The organism is Archangium violaceum (genome assembly GCF_016887565.1).
Taxonomy (GTDB): Bacteria; Myxococcota; Myxococcia; order Myxococcales; family Myxococcaceae; genus Archangium; species Archangium violaceum_B.
On sequence record NZ_CP069396.1, the window covers coordinates 278,033 to 299,177 of the forward strand.

Annotated in this window: 18 protein-coding genes; 10 read left to right on the forward strand and 8 right to left on the reverse strand. The window is 69.9% G+C overall.

What is annotated here, in order from left to right; genetic code table 11:
- The first annotated feature begins 114 nt into the window (after window positions 1-114).
- The gene (locus tag JRI60_RS01240; protein ID WP_204223969.1) at window positions 115-1,332 is read left to right on the forward strand and encodes a hypothetical protein; all 1,218 of its coding nucleotides are present in this window, start codon (window positions 115-117) and stop codon (window positions 1,330-1,332) included.
- An 8-nt stretch (window positions 1,333-1,340) separates the two neighbouring features.
- On the opposite strand, the gene JRI60_RS01245 is transcribed toward JRI60_RS01240, so the two are convergent.
- Window positions 1,341-2,375 (reverse strand): alpha-hydroxy acid oxidase, encoded by a 1,035-nt coding sequence (locus JRI60_RS01245; RefSeq protein ID WP_204223970.1) that lies wholly within the window; start codon window positions 2,373-2,375, stop codon window positions 1,341-1,343.
- A gap of 236 nt (window positions 2,376-2,611) precedes the next feature.
- Between JRI60_RS01245 and JRI60_RS01250 the strand changes: the two genes are divergently transcribed.
- Window positions 2,612-5,203, forward strand: a complete 2,592-nt coding sequence (locus JRI60_RS01250) for a MopE-related protein (protein ID WP_204223971.1) — start codon at window positions 2,612-2,614, stop codon at window positions 5,201-5,203.
- A gap of 84 nt (window positions 5,204-5,287) precedes the next feature.
- On the opposite strand, the gene JRI60_RS01255 is transcribed toward JRI60_RS01250, so the two are convergent.
- A complete protein-coding gene (locus JRI60_RS01255) occupies window positions 5,288-6,394 on the reverse strand; it encodes a spore photoproduct lyase family protein (RefSeq protein ID WP_204223972.1) in 1,107 nt (368 codons plus the stop codon).
- A gap of 104 nt (window positions 6,395-6,498) precedes the next feature.
- On the opposite strand from JRI60_RS01255, the gene JRI60_RS01260 reads away from it, so the two are divergent.
- The gene (locus JRI60_RS01260) at window positions 6,499-6,864 is read left to right on the forward strand and encodes a hypothetical protein (protein ID WP_204223973.1); all 366 of its coding nucleotides are present in this window, start codon (window positions 6,499-6,501) and stop codon (window positions 6,862-6,864) included.
- 1 nt (window position 6,865) lies between these two features.
- On the opposite strand, the gene JRI60_RS01265 is transcribed toward JRI60_RS01260, so the two are convergent.
- Window positions 6,866-7,951, reverse strand: a complete 1,086-nt coding sequence (locus tag JRI60_RS01265) for an aldo/keto reductase (RefSeq protein WP_204223974.1) — start codon at window positions 7,949-7,951, stop codon at window positions 6,866-6,868.
- 136 nt (window positions 7,952-8,087) lie between these two features.
- Here JRI60_RS01265 and JRI60_RS01270 point away from each other — a divergent pair, with 136 nt between their 5' ends.
- From JRI60_RS01270 to JRI60_RS01280, 3 genes are all read left to right on the forward strand, one after another.
- Window positions 8,088-8,810: a L,D-transpeptidase family protein gene (locus JRI60_RS01270; RefSeq protein ID WP_204223975.1), complete on the forward strand. Its 723-nt coding sequence runs from the start codon at window positions 8,088-8,090 to the stop codon at window positions 8,808-8,810.
- A gap of 132 nt (window positions 8,811-8,942) precedes the next feature.
- Window positions 8,943-9,788 carry an aldo/keto reductase gene (locus JRI60_RS01275; protein WP_204223976.1) on the forward strand — a complete coding sequence of 282 codons (846 nt, stop codon included), beginning with the start codon at window positions 8,943-8,945 and terminating at the stop codon, window positions 9,786-9,788.
- A gap of 131 nt (window positions 9,789-9,919) precedes the next feature.
- Window positions 9,920-11,419: a methyl-accepting chemotaxis protein gene (locus JRI60_RS01280; RefSeq protein ID WP_204223977.1), complete on the forward strand. Its 1,500-nt coding sequence runs from the start codon at window positions 9,920-9,922 to the stop codon at window positions 11,417-11,419.
- Window positions 11,420-11,505: 86 nt separating this feature from the next.
- Here the strand turns inward: JRI60_RS01280 and JRI60_RS01285 are convergent, their stop codons facing one another.
- On the reverse strand, window positions 11,506-12,081 hold the full coding sequence (locus JRI60_RS01285) for a hypothetical protein (protein WP_204223978.1): 576 nt from the start codon (window positions 12,079-12,081) through the stop codon (window positions 11,506-11,508).
- A gap of 82 nt (window positions 12,082-12,163) precedes the next feature.
- Entirely contained in the window at window positions 12,164-13,384 is a 1,221-nt protein-coding gene (locus tag JRI60_RS01290; RefSeq protein WP_239470278.1) for a CPBP family glutamic-type intramembrane protease, read from the reverse strand.
- Between the two features lie 43 nt (window positions 13,385-13,427).
- Between JRI60_RS01290 and JRI60_RS01295 the strand changes: the two genes are divergently transcribed.
- From JRI60_RS01295 to JRI60_RS01310, 4 genes are all read left to right on the forward strand, one after another.
- Window positions 13,428-14,009, forward strand: a complete 582-nt coding sequence (locus tag JRI60_RS01295) for a DUF4184 family protein (RefSeq protein WP_204223979.1) — start codon at window positions 13,428-13,430, stop codon at window positions 14,007-14,009.
- A 322-nt stretch (window positions 14,010-14,331) separates the two neighbouring features.
- Window positions 14,332-15,468 (forward strand): DUF819 family protein, encoded by a 1,137-nt coding sequence (locus JRI60_RS01300; RefSeq protein WP_204223980.1) that lies wholly within the window; start codon window positions 14,332-14,334, stop codon window positions 15,466-15,468.
- 39 nt (window positions 15,469-15,507) lie between these two features.
- Entirely contained in the window at window positions 15,508-16,431 is a 924-nt protein-coding gene (locus tag JRI60_RS01305; RefSeq protein WP_204223981.1) for an alpha/beta hydrolase, read from the forward strand.
- 198 nt (window positions 16,432-16,629) lie between these two features.
- Window positions 16,630-18,789 carry a TonB-dependent siderophore receptor gene (locus tag JRI60_RS01310; protein WP_204223982.1) on the forward strand — a complete coding sequence of 720 codons (2,160 nt, stop codon included), beginning with the start codon at window positions 16,630-16,632 and terminating at the stop codon, window positions 18,787-18,789.
- 176 nt (window positions 18,790-18,965) lie between these two features.
- Here the strand turns inward: JRI60_RS01310 and JRI60_RS01315 are convergent, their stop codons facing one another.
- Genes JRI60_RS01315 through JRI60_RS01325 form a run of 3 tightly spaced genes read right to left on the reverse strand, consistent with a single transcriptional unit; the run spans window position 18,966 to window position 21,099 of the window.
- Window positions 18,966-20,525 carry a PepSY-associated TM helix domain-containing protein gene (locus tag JRI60_RS01315; protein WP_204223983.1) on the reverse strand — a complete coding sequence of 520 codons (1,560 nt, stop codon included), beginning with the start codon at window positions 20,523-20,525 and terminating at the stop codon, window positions 18,966-18,968.
- Entirely contained in the window at window positions 20,522-20,809 is a 288-nt protein-coding gene (locus JRI60_RS01320) for a hypothetical protein (RefSeq protein ID WP_204223984.1), read from the reverse strand. The genes JRI60_RS01315 and JRI60_RS01320 overlap by 4 nt, the downstream gene beginning before the upstream one ends.
- On the reverse strand, window positions 20,806-21,099 hold the full coding sequence (locus JRI60_RS01325; protein ID WP_204223985.1) for a hypothetical protein: 294 nt from the start codon (window positions 21,097-21,099) through the stop codon (window positions 20,806-20,808). Before JRI60_RS01325 ends, JRI60_RS01320 begins: the two co-directional genes overlap by 4 nt.
- Between the last annotated feature and the right edge of the window lie 46 nt (window positions 21,100-21,145).

Sequence of the window (21,145 nt, forward strand, 5' to 3'; positions counted from 1 at the left end):
GCTCTCCCGCGCCTCCCACCCGGGCCGGGGCTCGGCTAGCGTTGTCCTCATCGAGCGGGAGGGGGCGACGGCGATGGGCCGAGGTGCTCGACGTCCGTCGTCAGGAGCGAGTGGATGGGTCACGACATCCGTAGGTGTGGTGCCAACCGGTGGTGGATCGACGACGCGAGGCTGCACGTGCGGCGCGAGCGCGGGGTGAAGCGGGTCCTGAAGGGAGTGGCGGCCCTGGCGTTGTCCGCGGGGCTGTCGTTGTTCCTGGTGAAGGCAGGCTCGTGGGATCCGCAGGGGCTCCTCGCCGTGGCGCTCTCGCTCGCCTACGGGCTCCAGAGGGCGCTGGGGGTCTGGGAGGTGTCGCTGGACCGGGTGCGCGGGAAGGTGTCCTGGGTGTGGGGACTTGGGGTGCCCATGTTGCGGTGGTCGCGGCGAGTGGCGGACTTCGACCGGGTGCGGCTCTTCACCCAGGAGCAGTCGCCAGCGCGCGACGTCCGGCTCATCGGGCCGGGCAGGGACCAGCTGGTGGCCAGGGGCGCGGACCCCGACGAGGTGTTCGCGCTGGCCGAGGCCGTGGTCCGCCACGTCCGTCTGGGATTGCAGGTGGGCACCGGGCGCGTGCGTCCACCCGGTGAGCTGGATTCACCCGAGCGTGCACGGGCCCTGGCGCAGCTGAGCGCCCGTCTTCAGGGCGTGGGGGAGGGCTCCGCGCTGGAGGCCTCGCGGTCCGAGCCCATCGAGGTGCCCGAGCCTCCGCCGGGCTGCCGTGTCCGGGTCCACGAGGAGGACGGACAGTGGCGGTTGATTCTGCCCGAGCCCGGTTGGGTGAATGGATTCCGCTTCCAGTTCGGTATGGGCGTCGTGACGCTGATGCTGACGCTGGGCGCGGGAGGCTACCTGCTCTCGCTGACCCTGGAGACGGTGTCCCTCCTCATGGTGATGCCCTTCGTGCTGGTGCTCGGCCTGTTCGGAGCCCGCTTCATGTGGAAGGCGATGATGGGGGCCATCACCACCTGTCATCTCTCCGTGTCACGGCCGGGCCTGGCGGTGGAGCGCTCCACGAGCGGGCTTACTCAACCCCTCCGGATTCCGGCGCAGCTCATCCGGGACGTCGACGTGCGAGACCACTCGGAGGGGGCTCCGCTCATGAATCTCTTCGATCCTTCCACCTGCCCCATGCTCATCATCGACCGGTACGACGGGAAGCAGCTCACGTTGGGGGCGGGGCTGCCGCGAGAGGAGCTGGAGTGGGCGGCGGCGCTGGTGCGCCAGCGGCTCGCCAGGGAGGCGGAGGCGCGGCGCCAGGAGTCACTCCCGGAGAAGGCGGCGCGCGGGAAGTAGGGAGGCGCTCAGGGCCGGCGAGGGGCGAGCAGGTCGGGGCCGACGTCGGAGAGGCGGGGCAGTCCGGCGAGGGCGAGCGCGTGGGAGGTGTCCTCGCGCAGGAAGTTGAGCACCTGGCGCACGCCGTCGGCGCCGTCGGTGGCGAGTCCCCAGAGGATGGGCCGGCCGAGCAGCACGGCGCGAGCACCGAGGGCCAGGGCGCGCAGCACGTCGCGGCCGGAGCGCACGCCGCCGTCGACGAGCACGGGGACGCGGCCCTCGGAGGCCTCGACGACCTCGGGGAGTGCGTCGGCGGTGGCGAGGGCGCCGTCGAGCTGCCGGCCGCCGTGGTTGGAGACGATGAGGCCGGCGGCGCCGTGGTGGAGACACTCGCGGGCGTCATCGGCGCGCAGCACGCCCTTGACGAGCACGGGCAGGCCGGAGTCCTGACGCAGGCGATCGATGTCCGCGAAGGTGACATCGGGGGCCTGCTCGGCGAGTGAGCGGTGGGTGAGGCCCTCGAGGTTGGCGAGGAGATCCTCATCGGGGAGGAGGAGGGAGCAGTCCCCGCGGTTGCGGCGCTTGCGGCCGACGTAGGGGGTGTCCGCGGTGAGGACGAGGGCGCGGGCCCCGGCGGCGGTGGCACGCTGGACGAGGGAGCGGGTGAGGCCGCGGTCGCGGAAGACGTAGACCTGGAACCACCAGGGCCCGGCGTGGGAGGCGACGGTTTCGATGCGGCGGGAGGCTCGCGAGGAGAGGACGAGGAGGGAGCCGGCCTCGCGGGTACCGCGGGCGGTGGCGAGCTCGGCCTCGGGGTGCGCGAGCGAGTGGAAGGCGGTGGGCGCGACGAGGACGGGGGCGCGCAGTGGGGTGCCGAGCAGCTCGGTGGAGGTGTCGACGGAGGACACGTCGCGGAGCACGCGAGGGCGGAGGCGGAGCCGGGCCCATGCGGCGGAGTTGTCGGCGAGGGTGGATTCCTCGCCGGAGCCCCCGGCGAAGTAGTCATACACGGCCTGGGGCAGGCGCTCGCGAGCCAGGGCCTCCAGGGCGTCGTAGGGGAGCATGGCCTGGGAGCCTGTCACATTGTTGGCGCTGAAAGCAGCGCTGGACGTGCGGCACGTCGTGCTCACTCGAAGGGAAATGGCTTTTGCCAGGAGTGAACGGTCTATAGGGTGGGCGGGATCTGTTCGAGGCAGAGGAGTGCGCAATGCAAAGGCAGTTGTCTGGGATCTGGATTCTGTGTGCGGTGCTTTGGGGCCTATGGGTGACAGGTTGTGGAGTGTCGGTCTCGGAAGGTGACATGCTCGAGAGCGAGTTCCCGGCGCGAACGGGAGAAGCGCTGCCAGCCGAGGCGAAGGACGAGCGGACCGTAGCCGCCGCGCTCGTCACCCGCAGCACCGTGACGAAGGCCATCTCCGCCGGCAACTTCCACTCCCTGGCCCTGCGCACGGACGGCTCGGTGTGGGCGTGGGGACAGAACACGGAGGGGCAACTCGGCAACGGGACGCAGACTCTCAGTAAGGTCCCGGTCCGTGTGACGGGCCTTCCCGCCATCAAGGCGATCGCCGCGGGCAGGAACCACTCGCTCGCGCTCGGGGTGGACGGCACGGTCTGGGCCTGGGGACAGAACAGCTCTGGCCAGCTGGGTGATGGAACGACGACCGGCCGCCTGACTCCCGTGTCCGTGACCATTCCGGGCGGCGCCGTGGCCATCGCCGGAGGTCTGAGCCACTCGCTGGCCATTGCCGCCGATGGCGGTGTCTACGCGTGGGGCGCCAACACCTATGGCCAGCTCGGAGATGGAACGACGAGCGCCCGGCTGACGCCGGTGCGCCTCGGCCTGCCTGGCGGCATCGCGGCCATCTCGGCGGGGTGGTACCACTCGATGGCACTGGGGGCGGACGGACGTGTGTGGACGTGGGGCCGCAACGTCAATGGGCAGATCGGCAATACGATCGCCTCGAGCGTCAATCAGCTCTCGCCGTACCAGGTGAGCCTGGCGCGCGGAGCCACCGCCATTGCCGCCGGAGCCAACCACGCGCTGGTGCTGCTCTCCGACCAGAGCATGGTGGCGTGGGGGCAGAACACCAATGGACAGCTTGGCAACGGGACGACCGCCACGGCGCAGAGCACGCCCGTGGTGGTGGGACTCACGGGGGCCGTGACCGCCATCGCCACGGGAAGCAACTTCTCGCTGGCCATCGACTCCACCGGGGCGGCCTGGGGCTGGGGACAGAACACCAATGGACAGCTCGGCGACGGGACGACGGTCCAGCGCACCAGCCCGGTGCGAGTGCAGGGGTTGAATGATGCGCTGGCGCTCTCCTCGGGACTCTTCCACGCCCTGGCGCTGCGGCCCGGCTGCCCGTTCTGGGCCTGGGGGGTGAACTCCTCGGGGCAACTGGGCGATGGCACGCAGAGCAACCAGCTCACGCTGACCCAGGTGCAGTTGCAGAACATCTACTTCTACGATGCCGATACCGATGGCTATGGCGGCGACCTGCTTTCCCCCGTGGAAGACTGCCAGCCTCCAGGCCCCGAATACGTGGAGAATGACCTGGACTGCGATGACTTCGATCTCGCGGTCAACCCCGAGGCCACGGAGGTATGCGATGGCCTGGACAACAACTGCAATGGCCAGACGGATGAGGAGGGGGGCAGCACCTGGTACCGCGACGCGGATGATGACAAGTATGGCAATGCGGCGGTGATCAGCCAGGCCTGCGTGCAGCCCTCGGGCTACGTGACCAACTCCAGCGACTGTGATGACAGCAAAGCCAGCGTGAAGCCTGGAGCCACCGAGGCGTGCAACGGGGTGGATGACAACTGCAACGGCTCCATCGACGAGGCAGGGGGCAGCACCTGGTACCGCGACGCGGATGGGGATGGGTATGGCACTGCGACGGTGAGCACCCAGGCCTGCGCGCAGCCCTCGGGCTACGTGTCCAACTCCAGTGATTGCAACGACACCCAGGCCAGCGTGAAGCCTGGAGCCACCGAGGTGTGCAACGGGGTGGATGACAACTGCAACGGCTCCATCGACGAGGCAGGGGGCAGCACCTGGTACCGCGACGCGGATGGAGACGGGTATGGCACTGCGACGGTGAGCACCCAGGCCTGCGTGCAGCCCTCGGGCTACGTGTCCAACTCCAGTGATTGCAACGACACCCAGGCCAACGTGAAGCCTGGGGCCACCGAGGTGTGCAACGGGGTGGATGACAACTGCAACGGCTCCATCGACGAGGGGGTGCCCACGACCACCTGGTACCGCGACGCGGATGGAGACGGGCGCGGCACTCCCTCCGTGAGCACCCAGGCGTGCTCGGCCCCTGCCGGTTACGTGTCCACCTCCGACGATTGCAACGATGCCGACGCCTCGCTGCCTCGCTACTTCGTCCGGGATTCCGATGAGGACGGGTACGGCTATGGTTTTGTCGTAAGCCCGGCTCCCGCGGCGCCCTGGGGCTGCATTCCGCCCGCGGGTTACTCCACCAGGTCCGACGACTGCGACGACAGCAGGTCCAGCGTGCATCCCGGAGCCGCCGAGGTGTGCGACAGGCAGGACAACAACTGCAATGGCTCCCTCGACGAAGGCTGCTCGTGCTCGGCGTGGCTCACCAGTAACAGGATCCCCAGTGGTGGCACGGCGACCTTCGGTTTCACCTCGTCGGGCCCCTTCCCCGCGGGCTCCAGAGCCTACCTGTATGGAACGAGGAATGGCGTGGTGGATACGAACGGCTCGTTGTCCTACGACCAGATCTCGTTCTCCTACCTCGTCCTCAACTCTCCCGGCCTCGAAGGCTACTACGAGCGGTATGTCGTCATCCGAGGGCCTGACAACCTCGACCTCTGCACGACCAACACCGTCTCCGCGTGGTTCCTCTATCCGTAACCCTTCGACGTGTCGTGACGGACAGGGCCCCATCCTCTTGGGGGTAGGGCCCTGGGCCAGGCCGGTATCCCCGCGTACCCCGGCTCAGAACGCGTAGCGCACGCGGCAGTACGGCATGCGCCGGGCGAGCAGTTGCTTGAACTCCTCGACGAGCCTGCCCTTGAGCCCGGTGCGGTAGCGCACGTTGGCGCCGCCGCCCTGGGACACCTTGGCCTCCTGGAGCTCGGGCCGCCACAGCAGCTCCTCGGCCTTCGGGTGCCAGCGCAGGTTCACCTCGTGCAGCCGCTCGTTGTGGGTGAGGAAGATGACCTCGGCGGCGAGCTGCTCCTTCGCCTTGTCGCCGATCGTGTCGTCCACCTGCTGGAACAGCGCGTCGTACGCGTCCTGCCAGCCCTCGGAGACGACCACGGGCGAGAAGTTCAGGTGCACCTCGTAGCCGGCGGCCACGAAGTCGTCGATGGCGGCGATGCGCTCGGCGATGGGGCTGGTGCGCACGTCGAGCAGCTTCGCCCTGGCGTGCGGCATGAGGCTGAAGCGGATGCGCGTCTTGCCTCGGGGCGAGTAGGTGAGCAGCTCGCGGTTGACCAGCTTGGTGGCGAACGAGCCCATGGCGTTGGGCAGCGTGGTGAAGAGCCGCACCATGTCGCGCACGTTGTCACTCAGGGCCGCGTCGGCCGAGCAGTCGCTGTTGCAGCCGATGTCATAGACCCAGTAGCGCGGATCCACGGTGTTGGGCTGCGTCTTGGGCCCGAGCCTGCCCGCGTGGCGGCGGATGGCGGCCGAAATCTGCTCGATGTTGACGAAGACGGTGACGGGGTTGGCGTAGCCCTTGTGGCGCGGCACGTAGCAGTAGGCGCAGCTCATGACGCAGCCGTTGGCGGCCGAGGGCGGGAGGAAGTCGGCGCTGCGGCCGTTCTCCTCGAAGGACATGGCCTTCTTCACGCCCAGCACGAGCGTGCTGCCCTTGATGCGGTTCCACGCCTCGGCGTTGCCCTCGTTGCCGAAGAGGCCGGGGATGTTCCAGTGGGAGCGCACCTCGATGCGCTCGGCGTCGGGGAAGCGCGCGAGGATGTCCCGGCCCCGGGTGAAGCGCTCGATGTCGGGCTCCAGATAGATGCGGGAGACCTTCAGCAGGTGGGCGAGCGGACCGGGTGGGAGCGGCTCCGGGGGAAACAGGTCCAGGTTCGTCACGGTCCAGGTGGGATGCGTCAGGGCGCACCGGGTTCCGTTGCGCGGTGCGGCGAGGAGGCGGGCAGGCGGTACCCTGCTCGGGGGACATCGGTTAGAATGGGCGCATGCCCCCCGATGAGCCAGGACTGGCCCCTGTCATCCGGCTCCCCGTCAAACCTCGACCCTCTCTGTCCGCCGTCCCCGTGGTGGATGCTCGCCGGGAGCCCCTCCATGTCGTCCGGGCGCGTCGGATGAAGTGGGGGGTGCTGCTGACCGGCGTGTTCCTGGTGGGCGTCATGGGGTCGCTGCTGATGATGGCGATCGACTCGGTGGACGAGGCGGGAGGACCTCTGCGTTCGACCCGGGAGGACGCGTCCTCCGACTCCGAGGACACGTCCCCCTTCCTGCCATCATCGGTGGAGAAGCCGGGCCTCGCCGGACCCGCGTGGTTCTCGACCACGGGGTCGGGTCAGGGCAGCTCCTCCAAGTAGCCTAGTACCGCTCATTGTCCGACTTCGGCGCCCAGGGCAGCGGGGGCGCGGAGACGCCGTTCACGGTGAGCCCGCCGTGCATGAAGGTGGGCGAGCCCTGGAGGAAGGCGGCGGGGAAGTTGAGCGTCGGCTGGGAGACCTCGTCGAGCGCGGCCACCTGGGCGGGGGTGAGCTTCACGTCCAGCGCGCCCAGGTTGTCCTCGAGCTGCGCCAGCGTGCGTGCGCCGATGATGGTGGAGGTGACGCCGGGGCGGTTCTGCACCCAGGCGAGCGCCACGTGGGCCGGCGTGTTGCCCTGCTCCTTCGCGACGCGTTGCAGCACGTCGATGATGGTGTAGGCGCGCTCGTTGAGGTTGCTCTCCACCCACGCGCCGCGGCCGGCCTTCACCTTGCCGGCGTTCTCCCGGGTGTACTTGCCGCTGAGCACGCCGCTCTTCAGGGGGGACCAGGGCGTCACGCCCAGCCCCAGCTCCTGGGCCATGGGGATGAGCTCGCCCTCCACGGTGCGCTCCAGCAGCGAGTACTCGATCTGCAGCGCCACCAGGGGCGTCCAGCCGCGGAACTGGGCGATGAGCTGGGCCTGGGCCGTCTTCCACGCCGGGGTGTCGGAGAAGCCGATGTAGCGGACCTTGCCGGCGCGCACGAGGTCATCCAGGGCGCGCATCGTCTCCTCGATGGGAGTGTGGCGGTCCCACGCGTGCATCCACAGCAGGTCGATGTAGTCCGTCTGCAGGCGGCGCAGGGACTCGTGGGTGGAGGCGACGAGGGCCTTGGTGCCAGCGCCGCCGCCGTTGGGGTCCTCGGGGAAGAGGTTGCCGAAGAATTTGGTGGCGATGACGACGCGGTCGCGGCGCGAGGGCGTGCGGCCGATGTGGTCGCCGATGATTTTTTCCGAGTGGCCGCGGGTGTAGGCGTTGGCGGTGTCGATGAAGTTGCCGCCCAGGGCGAGGAAGCGGTCGATGATGGCGTTGGAGTCCTGGATGCTGGAGCCCCAGCCGAGGTCATCGCCGAAGGTCATGGCGCCGAGGCACAGGGGGCTGACGCGCAGGCCGGAGCGGCCGAGGGTGACGTAGTGGTTGAGAGGCATGGTGTGGAGTCTCTCCGGGTGGGAGGGGAGCGCAGTGCTAACGCGCCGGGTGGAGGCACGCCACGGGTGCGCACCCGTCCTCCTTTCGTTGTGCCAGCCACGGAACGTTGGGGGCCCGCGAGGCGTCCTCGGGGGCATGACACGACTGCTTTTCGTGGTGGGACTGCTGGCGGCGCTGACGGCGGGGGCGAGGGACCGGGTGGAGGAGGCGCGGCGGGCGAAGGCGCGCGCCGTGGCCGAGGCCTTCGCGGCGGCGGGAGTCTCCTGGCCGCCGGACGAGCTGTACGTCCGGGCCTTCAAGCAGGAGCGGGAGCTGGAGGTCTGGGCGGGGGCGCGGGGCAAGCCGTTGCGCCGGGTGAAGACGTTCCCCTTCTGCGCGGCCTCGGGGGACGTGGGGCCCAAGCGCCGCGAGGGCGACGCGCAGGTGCCGGAGGGCTTCTACACGCTGGACCAGTTCAACCCGCGCAGCCAGTTCCACCTGTCCATGCGGGTGAGCTACCCGAATGACGCGGACCGTGTCCGGGGCGAGCGTCCCCTGGGAGGCAACATCTATATCCACGGCAACTGCGCGAGCATCGGGTGCATCGCCATCGAGGATGGCCCCATCGAGGAGCTGTACCTGATGGTGCTGGAGGCGCGGGCGAGGATGAAGCGGGACGTGCCCATCCACATCTTCCCGCGCCGGCTGGACGCGGCGGGCCTGGCGGCGCTGGAGAAGCACCCGAGGGCCACGCCGGCGCGGGTGGCCTTCTGGCGCGACCTGGAGCCAGGCTGGAGGCTCTTCGAGGAGACGCGGCGTCCGCCCCGGGTGACGGTGGACGCCCGGACGGGGGCCTACAGCGTGCGGCCCGGGAGGTAGGAGGCCGGGAGGAGCGATGGGGGGCTCGGGGGTTGGCCCACCAGGAAGCGAGTGTGGGCCAGGGAACGGGATGGGGCGGACGGGAGTGCCGGAGGGGTCGGGGCCTGCGAGCCTGGGTGAAGGAGGAGGCACATGGAGAAGCGCGTCTTCGGCCCCACGGGTGTGTCCATACCGGTGCTGGGGCAGGGCACCTGGCAGATGGAGGGGGATGACCGGGAGGAGGCCATCCGCGCGCTCCGGGTGGGGCTGGACCTGGGCCTGACGCACGTGGACACGGCGGAGCTGTACGGCTACGGCGAGGTGGAGGAGCTGGTGGCCGAGGCGCTCGCCGGGCGGCGGGACGAGGTCTTCCTCGTGTCCAAGGTGATGCCCAACAACGCCACCTACGAGGGGACGCTGAAGGCGTGCGAGCGCTCGCTGCGCAAGCTGAAGACGGACCATCTGGACTGCTACCTGCTGCACTGGCCGGGGCCGCACCCGCTGGAGGAGACGCTGCGAGCCTTCGAGGCGCTGCGGACGGACGGAAAGATTCGCGCCTGGGGGGTGAGCAACTTCGACGTGGACGACCTGGAGGAAGTGCTGGCGCTGGTGGGGCCGGGGAAGCTGGCCTGCAACCAGGTGCTCTACCACCTGCGGGAGCGCTCCATCGAGCACCGGGTGCTGCCGTGGTGCGAGCGCAACGGGGTGGCGCTGGTGGGCTACAGCCCCTTTGGCAGCGGAGACTTCCCAGGAAGTGAGAGTGCGGACGGGAGGGTGCTGGGGGAGGTGGCGAGGGCGCACGGGGCGACGCCGAGGCAGGTGGCGTTGAAGTTCCTCACGCGCCGGGCGCCGCTGTTCGCCATCCCCAAGGCGAGCCACGAGGCACACACCCGAGACAACGCGGCGGCGGACGGGCTGAGGCTGACGGGGGCGGAGCTCGCCCGGCTGGAGGCCGCCTTCGCGTTGGGGCCAGTGAAGAGGGAGTTACCGGTGGTGTAGGACCGGCGTGGGTGGGTGTGGACCCTGGAGGGGGGCGGGCGAGCGAATGCCCGGGCCGGGGTGTGCTCGGCGATCTGATACGGTGGCGCGACGGGTGAAGAGGTATCGGTCCTCGGGCCCGTCGTAGCGACATGGACACATCCCCCCGCTCTCTCCAGGCCGAGGAGGCCTACCGCGAGTTCCTGCTGACGCGAGGGCCTGGCCGGCTGCGCCAGCTGTGCGTGCTCGGTGTGGTGGCCACCGCGGTGCTGTTCGCATTGGACGTGCTGAACGTGCTCGTGACGACGGGCGGCGAAGCGAACCTGGGGGAGGTGGCGCTGGCGCGACTGCCCTGGGTGCTGTTGCCGCTGCTGCTGGGGGTACTGCGGGGGGTGCTGGGCCCGGCGGACATACCGGTGGCGGCGTTCCTGGTCACGGGGCTGTTCGCCATCGGCAACGAGTGGACGTTCTACCGGATAGGGACGGCGGGCTCGGGCTACCACGTGGTGCTGGTGTTCCTGAACGCGCTGGTGGGGCCGTCGGTGATGCCGATCGGCCGGTGGGGGAGACTGGGCTTCTACGGGTTGCTGGCGCTGGCGCACCTGGGATTCGACGTGATGCTGTCGGGCGCGCCGTTGGCGAGCGCGCTGGTGCTGGACGTCACGCTGTTGGTGGGGATGGTGGCGGTGGGGGTGCTGCTGGAGGCGTTGCACCGCGGGCACCGGAGACAGTTCTTCCTGCGGCGGGAGATGCAGCAGGCGCTGAAGGAGCTGGAGACGTCGAGGGGGCAGGTGGTGGAGACGGGGAGGACGCTGGCGGGCTCGGCGCAGGTGCTGTCCTCGACGATTTCGGAGATGTCGCAGCAGGCGGCGCACGTGCGGATGGCGGCGTTGAGGATCGCCTCGGCGAGCGAGCAGATGGCGAGCGCGGCGGGGACGCTGTTCCGGCACTCGAGGGCGAGCGCGACGCAGGCGGAGGAGGCGCAGCGGTACACGGGGGAGGTGGACGCGCTGGTGAGCGGGATGGAGAGCAGCATGACGGCGATCGCGCATGCGGTGGGCCGCAGCGCGCTGAGCGTGCAGAAGCTGGAGGAGAGCTCGGATCGGATCCACGGCTTCGTGGAGACGATTCAGGAGATGGCGGCGGCGACGAACATGCTGGCGCTGAACGCGGGAATCGAGGCGGCGAGAGCGGGGGAGCACGGGAGGGGCTTCGCGGTGGTGGCGAAGGAGGTGGGGAAGCTGGCGGAGGAGTCGGGGAGGAGCTCGGCGCAGATTGGGGCGGTGGTGGGAGGGGTGACGAGGCAGATGGCGGAGACGCTGCAGGCGGTGGGGAACATCCGGGAGACGACGGCGCGCTTCACGCCGGTGCTGGAGTCGGCGAGGACGACCCTGAGGTCCATCCGGGAGACGGTGCTGCAGAACCAGCAATTGATGGAGAAGAGCTCTGGGGAGGCGGAGCGTCAGGCGGAGCAGACGACGCACATCTCGCAGGGGTGCGCGAGGCTGTTGGAGTTGGTGGACACGTACGCGCAGATGGGGACGGACGTGACGGCGACGGCGCTGCAGTTGGGGAAGATGGCGGACGAGCTGAAGAAGCTATTGCCAGAGGAACCCAAAGCCCCCTCTCCCTCCGGGAGAGGGAAAGGGTGAGGGTAGCCGTAACCCGGGTTGTACCGGTGTAAGCCCCCTCTCCCTCTGGGAGAGGGCTGGGGTGAGGGTCAGTCGCCGCAGCTCCGTCACTTCGATCCAGAGGAGCGAGCCTGGGACTCGGAGTCCGACGAGGTCTCAACCCGAACCGGCTCATGAACCCGAGTAGCGGTGGAGTTCGGAGCCGCGGGCGTCTGTGAGCGCAGGTCGGCGATCTGCGCGATGGAGCGAGCCTTCTCGCGGAAGCTGGCGATGCCCTTGATGGCGTCATGCCAGAACTTGGCGCCGAAGGCGGTGGCGAAGCCCATCAAGGTGCACCCGAGGGCATCGCGGAGGAGGTTGCCGAGGAGCCTGCCGAAGGGGAGAGCATCGAAGGAGTTGGCCTTGCCCTTCCAGTCGGCGAGGACCTCGCCCCAGGCCATGTAGTGCTCGAAGAAGAGCAGAGTGGGCACACCGTCGCGGGTGACGGTGGTGAACAGCTCGAGCAGGTTGGCGTGGGTGACGAGGGCGAGGCCGACGGCGAACATCATATTGCGGCGATCGAACTGTTCCTCGGACAGCACCTTCCACCGTTTGACGAGCCAGTTGCGCATGAGCTCGAGGACGCGCTCATGTACCGCGGCGAAGGCCGCGATGATGGTGGCGGCCTGGATGATCATCTCCATGGGTGCATTCCTCCCCACGGGGGTGACGGGGTGCGGACGAGGAATGTGACGGAGGCTGCGGAAGGAACAGCGCGCGAAGGGCTCACGGCTGCCCGATGAACTTGTCGAGAAACCCCGAGCGCTGGAGCCACAGCATGAAGGCGAAGTTGAGGGTGTTGAAGGTGGCGTGGGCGAGGATGAGGGAGGGGAGACGGAAGCGGTAGATGAAGACGAGGCCGAACCAGGCGCCGAGGGCGGCGGTCTGAAAGACGGCGAGGGTGCCCTGGTAGAAGTGCCCGAGGCCGAAGAGGGCGGCGGAGACGAAGACGGCGGCGTACCAGTGTCCGAGGACGACGCGGAGCCTGGGGACGAGGAAGCCGCGGAAGGCGATCTCCTCGAAGCCGGTGACGAGCACCATGGCGGCGGCGAAGGCGGGGATACCGAGACCGGTCTCGACGAGAGCGGTGGCGACCTCCTTGCGAGCGAGGGTCTCCTTGCCGGCGAGCTTCAGGAGCGAGGCGAGGACGGCGAGGGGAACGGATGCGGCGATATGGGCGGCGTACGTGCCGAGGGTGACGGGGATGCCGAGGAGGAGCTCGCGACCGAGCCCGTGGCGGACGAGCCCGATCTGATCGGGGCCCTGCCCATCGCGCCAGAGGAGGAGGGCGACGAGGAGGATGGCGCCGAGGGCGCGGAGGCACAGCCAGAGGATGGCGCCGGACCGGAAGAGCCCGGCCTTGCGAGCGGGCCCGAGGTGGACGGTCACCTCACGAGGCGTTCCCTGGCGCTCGATGCTCAAGCGGAGGTCGGCGCTGTCCCCGCCGCCCGCCTCGCGGATGCGCTTCTGGAAATCCAGCTCGGGAGCGGAGGAGGACAGGGGCTGACCGTCCACGGCGAGGACGCGGTCTCCGACCTCCAGGAGCCCGTCGGCGGGAAGGCCGGGCAGCACACGTGTGAGCTCGACGACCTCGCGTGCGGGCTGACCGTCACGTTGCACGGAGACGCTCTGGTGCGTCACGCCGAGCCGGGGAGAGGGCGCGAGTGAGTCACCGGACCACTCACTGGCCGTCAGGGCCGCGAGGGCCACGGCGAAGAGGAGGACGAGGACGAGAGCGCGGCCGACATGGCCCGAGCGCCAGTCCGACCAGGGATGCAGGAGGAGGAGTCCCCAGGCGAACAGGACGCAGGTGACGGCGAGGAGGGGTGCCCATCCGAGCACGGCGAAGTTCGCCGGGAGGAAGACGGAGAAGAGCACGAGGGCCGCTTCGGCGAGCGCCCGCCCGCGAGGAGGAGTGTTGGGGAGGAGCTGGGCGACGATTCGCACGAGGAGGTCCCGGGTTTCCGTGGCACGCTACCGGGAGGAAAGAATGCCTGTCACCCTGCTGTGGGTGTGGCTGGAGGTGCTGGTGCTGCCGGTGTTGCGCCGCACGCTGCCCGAGGTGGGCGGAGTGCAGTGGGGCCGCTTCCTGCGGACGCGGGGCCTGCCGCGCGCCGCGCGTGAGTGGGCACTGGGGGTGCTGGCGGTGTGGCTCGGCGCGGTGACGCACGCGGTGTGGGATGGCTTCACCCACCGTTACCGCTGGCCCGCGAGTGAGCTCTACCCCCAGGCCATGCTCACGGTGGGCCCGTGGGAGCTGCCGCTCGCCATGTGGCTCCAGCACGGCTCCTCGGTGGTGGGCTCGCTGGTGGTGCTCTGGGCCCTGGCGCGCCGCTACCCCCATCTGCCCGAGGAGCGAGGAGGCCGTTGGCGCGACTTCCTCCCGGTGCTGTTGCCCACGGTGGTGCTCGGAGTGGTGCTGCTGGGATTGCGGCTGGCGCGGGCCCCGAGCCAGGGCTCGCTCGAGCTGCAATTGAAATGGGCCGTGTGGCACGGGCTCGATGGAGCACTTGCCGGACTCACCCTGGGCTGCGTGTGGGCCCGGCTCCGCGACAGGGGTCGCACGAGCTGAGAGCTGCTACGCTCGCCCAGCCATGTCCCCAGGCGGTTCGAGTCGGACTTCAATGTCTGCCATCGCAGCCTGGTGGCGAGCGCCGCATCCTCCCGCGCGGGCGATCTCACGCCGCTCCACCTTGTCCTGACGGGGACACCTTCCGGTCTCGCTTTGCCCGAACTGGTCCGACAATCAGACCAGTTGAGCGAACTCGCGCCCGGAGGCCGGCTCTCCCCACTCCGCACGGGAAGTTCGTGGACACGCCACTCGCGGGCCATCACGGAGGGCGCGGGGCGTCCGGCGTTCCGGTAGGGTGGAGTCCCCGAGAGGACGTGCGCCGATGACGATCATCCAGGTGTTGTTCTGCGTGTTCTTCCCGGCGGTGGCCATCTGGGCCGCCGAGCGCTTTCGCGCGGCGCGGTTCCTCGGCCCGGTGACGCTCTGCTACGTGGCGGGCGTGCTCGCGGCGAACGTGCCCGGGGTGAGGCTGTCTGCGGACACGGCGATGAGCGTGAGCGAGGCCGCCGTGCCCCTGGCCATTCCCCTGCTGCTGTTCTCCACGGATGTGCGCGAGTGGCCGAGGCTCGCGCGCTCGCTGCTCATCTCCTTCGCGCTGGCGTGCGTCGCGGCGGTCGTCTCCGCGGGGCTCGTCGGCTGGTTCTTCCGGGACAGGACGGACGAGTGGTGGAAGATCGCCGGCATGCTGGTGGGGGTGTACGTCGGGGGCACCGCCAATATGGCCGCGATCGGGCGGGTGCTGGAGGCGCGGAGCGAGACCTTCATCCTGCTCAACGCGGCGGACCTGGCCGCGGGCGGCGCCTACCTCATCTTCCTGCTCACCTTCGCGCAGCGGTTGCTCCTGCGCTTCATGCGGCCCTTCACCGCCGCGCCGCACCACGAGGCCTTCGAGCACCCCGGGGAGCGGCTCGGTGCCTGGACGCGACACCACCTGCGGGAGATGGGGCTCGGCTTCGCGCTCTCGGCGCTCATCGTGGCGGTGGCCATTGGCATGACGTTGGCCGCGTTCGGAAAGCTGGAGGCCGGCCCGGCCCTGCTCGGCATCACCACGCTGGGCATCGTGGCCTCGCTGTCAAAGCGGATCCGCGCGCTGGCGGGAGTCTACGAGCTGGGGGAGTACGTGTTGCTCGTCTTCTGCGTGGCCATGGGCTCGCTGGCCGATGCGCGGCTGCTGAGTGGGGGCAGTGTGATGCTGGCGCTCTTCGTGGTGCTGGTGATGGGGCTCGCCATCGTCATTCACGTCGCGCTCTCGGCGCTCCTGCGCATCGACGTGGACAGCACGCTCATCTGCTCGACGGCGACCATCTACGGGCCGGCGCAGATAGGTCCGGTGGCGGCGGCGCTGAAGAACCGCAGCATCGTGGGACCCGGCCTCACGCTTGGGCTCGCGGGCATCGCCCTGGGCAACTACCTTGGGCTGGCCACGGCCTGGGGACTGCGCTGGCTCGCGGGCGGCTGAGGTGGGCTTTTTCTGGCGAGTGGCGTTAGCCTCCCGCGCATGCCACTCGATCCGCAGGCCCGGAACTTCCTCTCCATGGTCGCCGACGCGCCTCCACTCGACACGCGCACCGTCGAGGAGAACCGGGCGCAGCTGGCGGCGGTCGTGCCCCTGACCGGGACACCGGCGGAGATGGCGGACGTCACCGACCTCTCATTGCCCGGTCCGGCCGGTGGCGTGCGGGTGCGGGTGTACCGGCCCGACAAGGCGGCCCACCTTCCGGTCGTCGCGTACTTCCACGGTGGCGGATGGATGTTGTGCGACCTGGAGACCCACGACACGACGTGCCGGGACATCGCGCGCCACTCGGGGGCGGTGGTGGTGTCGGTGGACTATCGCCGTTCACCGGAGCACCCCTTCCCCGCGGCCTACGAGGACTGCCTGTCCGTCACGCGCGCCCTGCTGGACGGCAGCGCGGGTCTCGGCACGGACCGCACGCGGGTGGCGGTCGCGGGAGACAGCGCGGGCGGCAACATCGCGGCGGCCGTGGCCCAGGGTCTGCGCGGCAGGTCCCAGGGACTCGTCCATCAGGTGCTCGTCTATCCCCTCACCGACGCTCGCGTGGGCCGGACGCCCAGCTACGCGGAGTTCGGCGAGGGCTACTTCATGACCCGCCGCGACATCGAGTACTTCCTGAAGGCCTACGCGGGCGGGGCGGACCCGGCGGATCCGCGCCTGTCGCCGGCCCGAGCGGAAGACCTTCGCGGCCTGCCGGCGGCGACCGTCATCACCGCCGAGTGCGATCCCCTGCGCGACGATGGCGAGGCCTACGCGGCGGCGCTGCGCGCGGCGGGAGTCCCGGCCGAGTACCGGTGCTTCGCGGGCCAGGTCCATCCGTTCGTCCTGCTGGCCGGTCTCATCGACGCCGCGCACGATGCCCGGAGGCTGATGGGCGAGCGATTGCGAGAGGCATTCGGAGGCTGAGCGGAGCCTTGCATCCTGGTTGCTCCCGGGGGGAGTTGAGTCCGTTCGCGAAGCACTCAGGCGGATGGGTTGCGCCTCGGAGGTGAGCGACCTGCCGCGCCTCCTGACCGCACCTAATCCCCGCTTGCCTGCCCCAGGGGCCCATGTTACGCCGCGTGGAACTCCACTCTGAATTTGCGAACAAGAATCATTATCAATATGTCCTCTCTGATTCGGAACAGGCGCGGACAGCGCTTCCCCGCGCCGGCGTCTATTGCCGGTGTCTCCCTGCTCGTGCTCGCGACGACCGCTGTCGCCCAGGAAGCGGAGGAGGCGAAGCCCATCACGCTGGACGTCGTCCAGGTGCAGGCGGAGCGGGAGCGCGCGACGGGACCCGTGAAGGGCGTCGTCGCAGAGCGCAGCGCGAGCGGCACCAAGACGGACGCCTCCCTCCTGGAGACGCCGCAGGCGGTCTCCGTCGTGGGCCGGGAGCAGATGGACGCCCAGCAGGTGCAGTCCATCGTCGAGGCCACGCGCTACACCCCCGGCGTCCGGGCCGAGTCGTTCGGCGGTGACTCGCGCAACGACTGGTTCCTGGTGCGCGGCTTTCCCTCCCAGGAGGCTGGCTATTACCTCGACGGCCTTCAGCTCTTCTCCAGCTCCTTCGCCACCTGGCGTCTGGAGCCCTTCGGGCTGGAGCGCATCGAAGCGGTGCGAGGCCCCTCGTCGGTTCTCTACGGCGGCACCAATCCCGGCGGTCTGCTCAACCTCGTGAGCAAGCGTCCCCCCACCGAGCCGCTCCGTCGCGTGGAGGCGGGCATCAACGAGTACCTCAACGGCTACGGCGCGGTGGACCTCGGTGGGCCCATCGGCCAGAGCGAGCAGTGGTTCTACCGGGTGTCGGTGCTGGGCCGGGGCGGTAACACCCAGGTTCGCTCCATCGACAACAACCGCCTCTTCATCGCCCCGAGCCTCACCTGGAAGCCGACGGACCGCACGTCCCTGACGCTCCATGGCAGCTACCTGCTCGACCGCACGCGCGGCCAGAACTTCCTGCCCTACGTGGGCACCGTCGTCGACGCGCCCTATGGCCGCATCCCCACGGACCTGTTCACGAGCGATCCCAGCATGGACCGCTTCGCGCGCGACCAGGGGCTCGTCGGCTACGAGTTCGAGCACCGCTTCGACGACACGTGGACGGTGCGTCAGAACCTGCGCTTCGGCCGCCTCGGCATCGACTTCCAGACGCTCTACGGCGTGGGTCATGCCACCACGCCCGAGGACGCGAAGCTCGCCCGCTTCAACTTCGTGACGACGCCACGCTCGAGCCTGTTCACGGTCGACACCCAGGCCCAGGCGCGCTTCACCACCGGCCCGCTGCGCCATGACGTCCTGTTCGGGCTCGACTACAAGCACTACCGCCTCAACGACGCGCAGGGCTTCGAGGCCACGGATGCCCTCGACCTCCTCGCTCCCGTCTACGGCTCCTACGCGCCCACCGGGTCGCGCTACAACCTCAGCAGGACCCGGCAGAACCAGCTCGGCGTCTACCTCCAGGACCAGCTCCAGCTCGTCGAGCGCCTGCGCCTGGTGCTCAGCGGGCGCCATGACTGGGTGGGCGTCCAGCTCACCAACCCGCTCCTGGCGGCCGCGAGCTACGAGGGCCGTGACAGCGCTTTCAGCGGCCGTGCCGGGCTCCTCTACACCTTCGACAGCGGCCTCGCGCCGTACGTCAGCTACTCCCGGTCCTTCAATCCCGTGGCTGGCACCAACGCGGCCGGAGAGCTCTTCGAGCCCGAGCTCGGCGAGCAGCTCGAGGCGGGTCTCAAGTTCCAGCCGGAGGACACGCGGCTCTCGCTGGGCCTCTCCGTCTTCGAGCTGCGCCGCGAGAACTTCCTGACGACGGACACCGCCTTCCAGACGCTCCAGATTGGCGAGGTGCGCTCCCGCGGCCTGGAGCTCGAGGCGAACGCGAACCCGGTCCAGGGCCTCAGCCTCATCGGCTCCGCCTCGTACTACCGCCTGCGCATCACCGAGGGAGCCGACTTCGAGGTCGGCAAGGCGCCCGTGGGCGTGCCGGAGCTGCAAGGCTCGCTGTGGGCCGACTACACCTTGCAGGGCGGGGTGCTCCAGGGATTCGGAGCCGGCGCGGGCGTGCGCTACGTGGGCGCGTCGTTCGCCAACCGGAACAACTCGCTGGAGGTGCCGGGCTTCACGCTCGTGGATGCCGGTGTCCACTACGAGCGGGCCCAGTGGCGGGCGGCCATCCACGCCTCGAACCTGCTGGACCGCACGTACGTGTCGTCCTGCAGTTCCGAGACGGCCTGCTTCTACGGCGACCGGCGCCGGGCCATGCTCAACGTGGGCTACTCCTGGTAGCCCGAGCTCGCCAGGCCAGGTGGGTTGGGTCGTTTCAGGAGGGAGGTCCCGGGCGCGCTCGGGAGCAACTGGTCTGACAGTCGGACCAGTTCGTCCGAAGTGCGCCCGGAGGGTGCCCCGTCCCTTCCCGCGGGAGCGCCCTTGAAAGAACCTGCTTCAGTTGACTTGGACGCCTCTCACGCGGAAACCCGGGAGGGGGAGGGCGCCTCGACCCGCTCGGGCCGCGCCTCCGCCGGACGCTTGCGCTTCAGTCCCCACGCGAGCCCACCGCAGCCCAGGGCGAGCGCGCACAGCAGCAGCTCCGCGAGGAACACGGGTGGCAGTCCTCGCGCGAGCGCCGTGAACAGATTCACCTCCCGGAACGCCACGTCCGAGGCGAGGACTCCCCCGAAGAGGGCGGACGCCGCCCCGCATAGCCCGATGCCCGCGCGCCGGGACGAGACGCCCGGCACCAGAGTCACGAGGACCGCGAGCCCCCAGGCGCCGAGGAACAGGCCGAACTCCCAGTCGCCTCGCCTCGCGGCATCCCACGGCAGCGCGCGGTTGGCGGTGAAGTAGACGGAGGAGGCGAAGGCGAGCCCCGCGGACACGCCCACCGTCAGCCGCTCCAGGAGCCGGTTGCCCCAGTGCGCGCGGTGCGCGTCCCGGCGCTCGAGCCAGATGAGGTTGCCGGTGATGAGGACGGCGCACATGGCGAGCGCGAGCAGCGCGTAGAGCGGCTTGAGCAGCAGGCCCGCGTAATGCGCGGCGTGCAGGTCGAAGAACACGCGCTCGAGGAAGAACGTGGGCGTCGAATATTCGGCGCTCGTCCCGAAGGGCGTGCCGCTCACCGCGTCCATGAAGGCGAAGTGGTCCGCGCCGAGCGGTGCCATCTGGAAGTAGATGCCGGCCCACGCGTTCGCGTCGCCCTGGAGCTGGAGGTCGACGTAGCGCGGAGTGCCCTCGGCCCCAGGGACGGCGGCGCGGGCCCGGGACACGAGCTCATCCAGGGACAGCATGGGCGCCTCGCGCCCGGTGGCGGCGCGGGTCGGTTGGGCATAGCCCCTCAGCTCGGTGACCCGGTTCGGGTTGCCGTCGAACACGGTGGCGGTGAAGCCCTGTCCCGCCAGGGCCGCGAGGCACAGGACGGCTCCCGTCCAACCGAGCATCGCGGTGAAGGGCAGCCCGAAGACGCCGAGCACCTTGTGCGCATCCGAGGACGAGAAGCGCAGCTTCAGCTCGGGGCGGAACCGCCACCACTGCTGCCGCAGGTCCTTGAGATGGATGACGAGCCCGCTCACGAGCACCACGAGCATCGCCACCGACACCACGCCCGTGAGCTCCATGCCCCAGGGCACGCGGTAGAAGAAGTGCATCCAGTAGAGCTCGCTCGACAGCCGGCTTCGCCCGGACAGCACCGTGCCGGTGACGGGGTCGAGCCAGAGCTCCCGCGTCCCCTCCGGCTCGAAGAGATAGGCGGTGACGAACCGTGTCTCCTCGTGGGGCAGGAAGCCCACATGCGAGCCGCGCGGCATCGGGCCGAGCTGCTTCACGCGCGCGAGCAGCGCGTCGAAGGAGGGGGGCTGCCCGTGCGGCGGCGCGACGTGGAGCGCGGGCTCCTGCCACACCTCGAGCTCCTCGCGGAACAGCGCGAAGACGCCGCAGAAGAAGATGACGAAGAGGAAGAGGCTCGCGATGACGCCGGCCCAGGCGTGCACGTCCCACTGGATGCGGAAGGTACGGGGAGAGAGCTTCACCCGAGCCTCCGCGCCACCAGCGTGGCTACCAGGGGCAGCATGAGCGCGGCGCACACGGCCCAGGCCACGCGCCCGTTCCTCAGCAGTGGCAGCCCGCACGCGAGCGCCACCCAGAGGGGCACCACCAGGTGGAAGCCCACCAGGAAGGTCCACCCTCCGGAGACGGGGAGGAGCGCCACCAGTCCGGCCCCGAACGCGAACGCCGCCAGGGGCGCCCCCACCAGGGCCGCGAGGGTCCGCGCGAGGCTGTGATTCGCCGCCTTGCTTCCCACGCCCTCGCTCACCCGTGCACTCCCGCGAGCACCGCTGGCACCAGCCCGAGCAGCCCGCTCACGAGCGCGACCGTCCGCGCGTGCTCGGGCCGGGGCGCCAGCACCAGCACCAGCACCGAGGCCACCGTCATGGCGAGCACGAGCAGCACGAGCAGTCCCCCCACGGCACCCGACCCGGCGACACAGCACGCGGCCGCAGCGAGTCCGGTACAGGCCGCCGCCCAGCGCGTGGGCCCTCGGGTTCCATCGCTCAGCCACGAGACCGCCGAGACGCAAAAGGCGAGTGCCGCGAGGCTCAACACCGCGACGTCCTCCTGGCCCAGGTCCCTCGCTTCATGCGCTTTCGTG

Excerpts from the sequence above, each read along its gene's own strand:
- JRI60_RS01305 (WP_204223981.1), top strand. The coding sequence starts at position 15,508 with ATGCCACTCGATCCGCAGGCCCGGAACTTCCTCTCCATGGTCGCCGAC.
- JRI60_RS01260 (WP_204223973.1), top strand. The coding sequence starts at position 6,499 with ATGCCCCCCGATGAGCCAGGACTGGCCCCTGTCATCCGGCTCCCCGTC.
- JRI60_RS01310 (WP_204223982.1), top strand. The coding sequence starts at position 16,630 with ATGTCCTCTCTGATTCGGAACAGGCGCGGACAGCGCTTCCCCGCGCCG.
- JRI60_RS01295 (WP_204223979.1), top strand. The coding sequence starts at position 13,428 with ATGCCTGTCACCCTGCTGTGGGTGTGGCTGGAGGTGCTGGTGCTGCCG.
- JRI60_RS01285 (WP_204223978.1), bottom strand. The coding sequence starts at position 12,081 with ATGGAGATGATCATCCAGGCCGCCACCATCATCGCGGCCTTCGCCGCG.
- JRI60_RS01240 (WP_204223969.1), top strand. The coding sequence starts at position 115 with ATGGGTCACGACATCCGTAGGTGTGGTGCCAACCGGTGGTGGATCGAC.
- JRI60_RS01265 (WP_204223974.1), bottom strand. The coding sequence starts at position 7,951 with ATGCCTCTCAACCACTACGTCACCCTCGGCCGCTCCGGCCTGCGCGTC.
- JRI60_RS01300 (WP_204223980.1), top strand. The coding sequence starts at position 14,332 with ATGACGATCATCCAGGTGTTGTTCTGCGTGTTCTTCCCGGCGGTGGCC.
- JRI60_RS01270 (WP_204223975.1), top strand. The coding sequence starts at position 8,088 with ATGACACGACTGCTTTTCGTGGTGGGACTGCTGGCGGCGCTGACGGCG.
- JRI60_RS01280 (WP_204223977.1), top strand. The coding sequence starts at position 9,920 with ATGGACACATCCCCCCGCTCTCTCCAGGCCGAGGAGGCCTACCGCGAG.
- JRI60_RS01245 (WP_204223970.1), bottom strand. The coding sequence starts at position 2,375 with ATGCTCCCCTACGACGCCCTGGAGGCCCTGGCTCGCGAGCGCCTGCCC.
- JRI60_RS01275 (WP_204223976.1), top strand. The coding sequence starts at position 8,943 with ATGGAGAAGCGCGTCTTCGGCCCCACGGGTGTGTCCATACCGGTGCTG.
- JRI60_RS01250 (WP_204223971.1), top strand. The coding sequence starts at position 2,612 with ATGCTCGAGAGCGAGTTCCCGGCGCGAACGGGAGAAGCGCTGCCAGCC.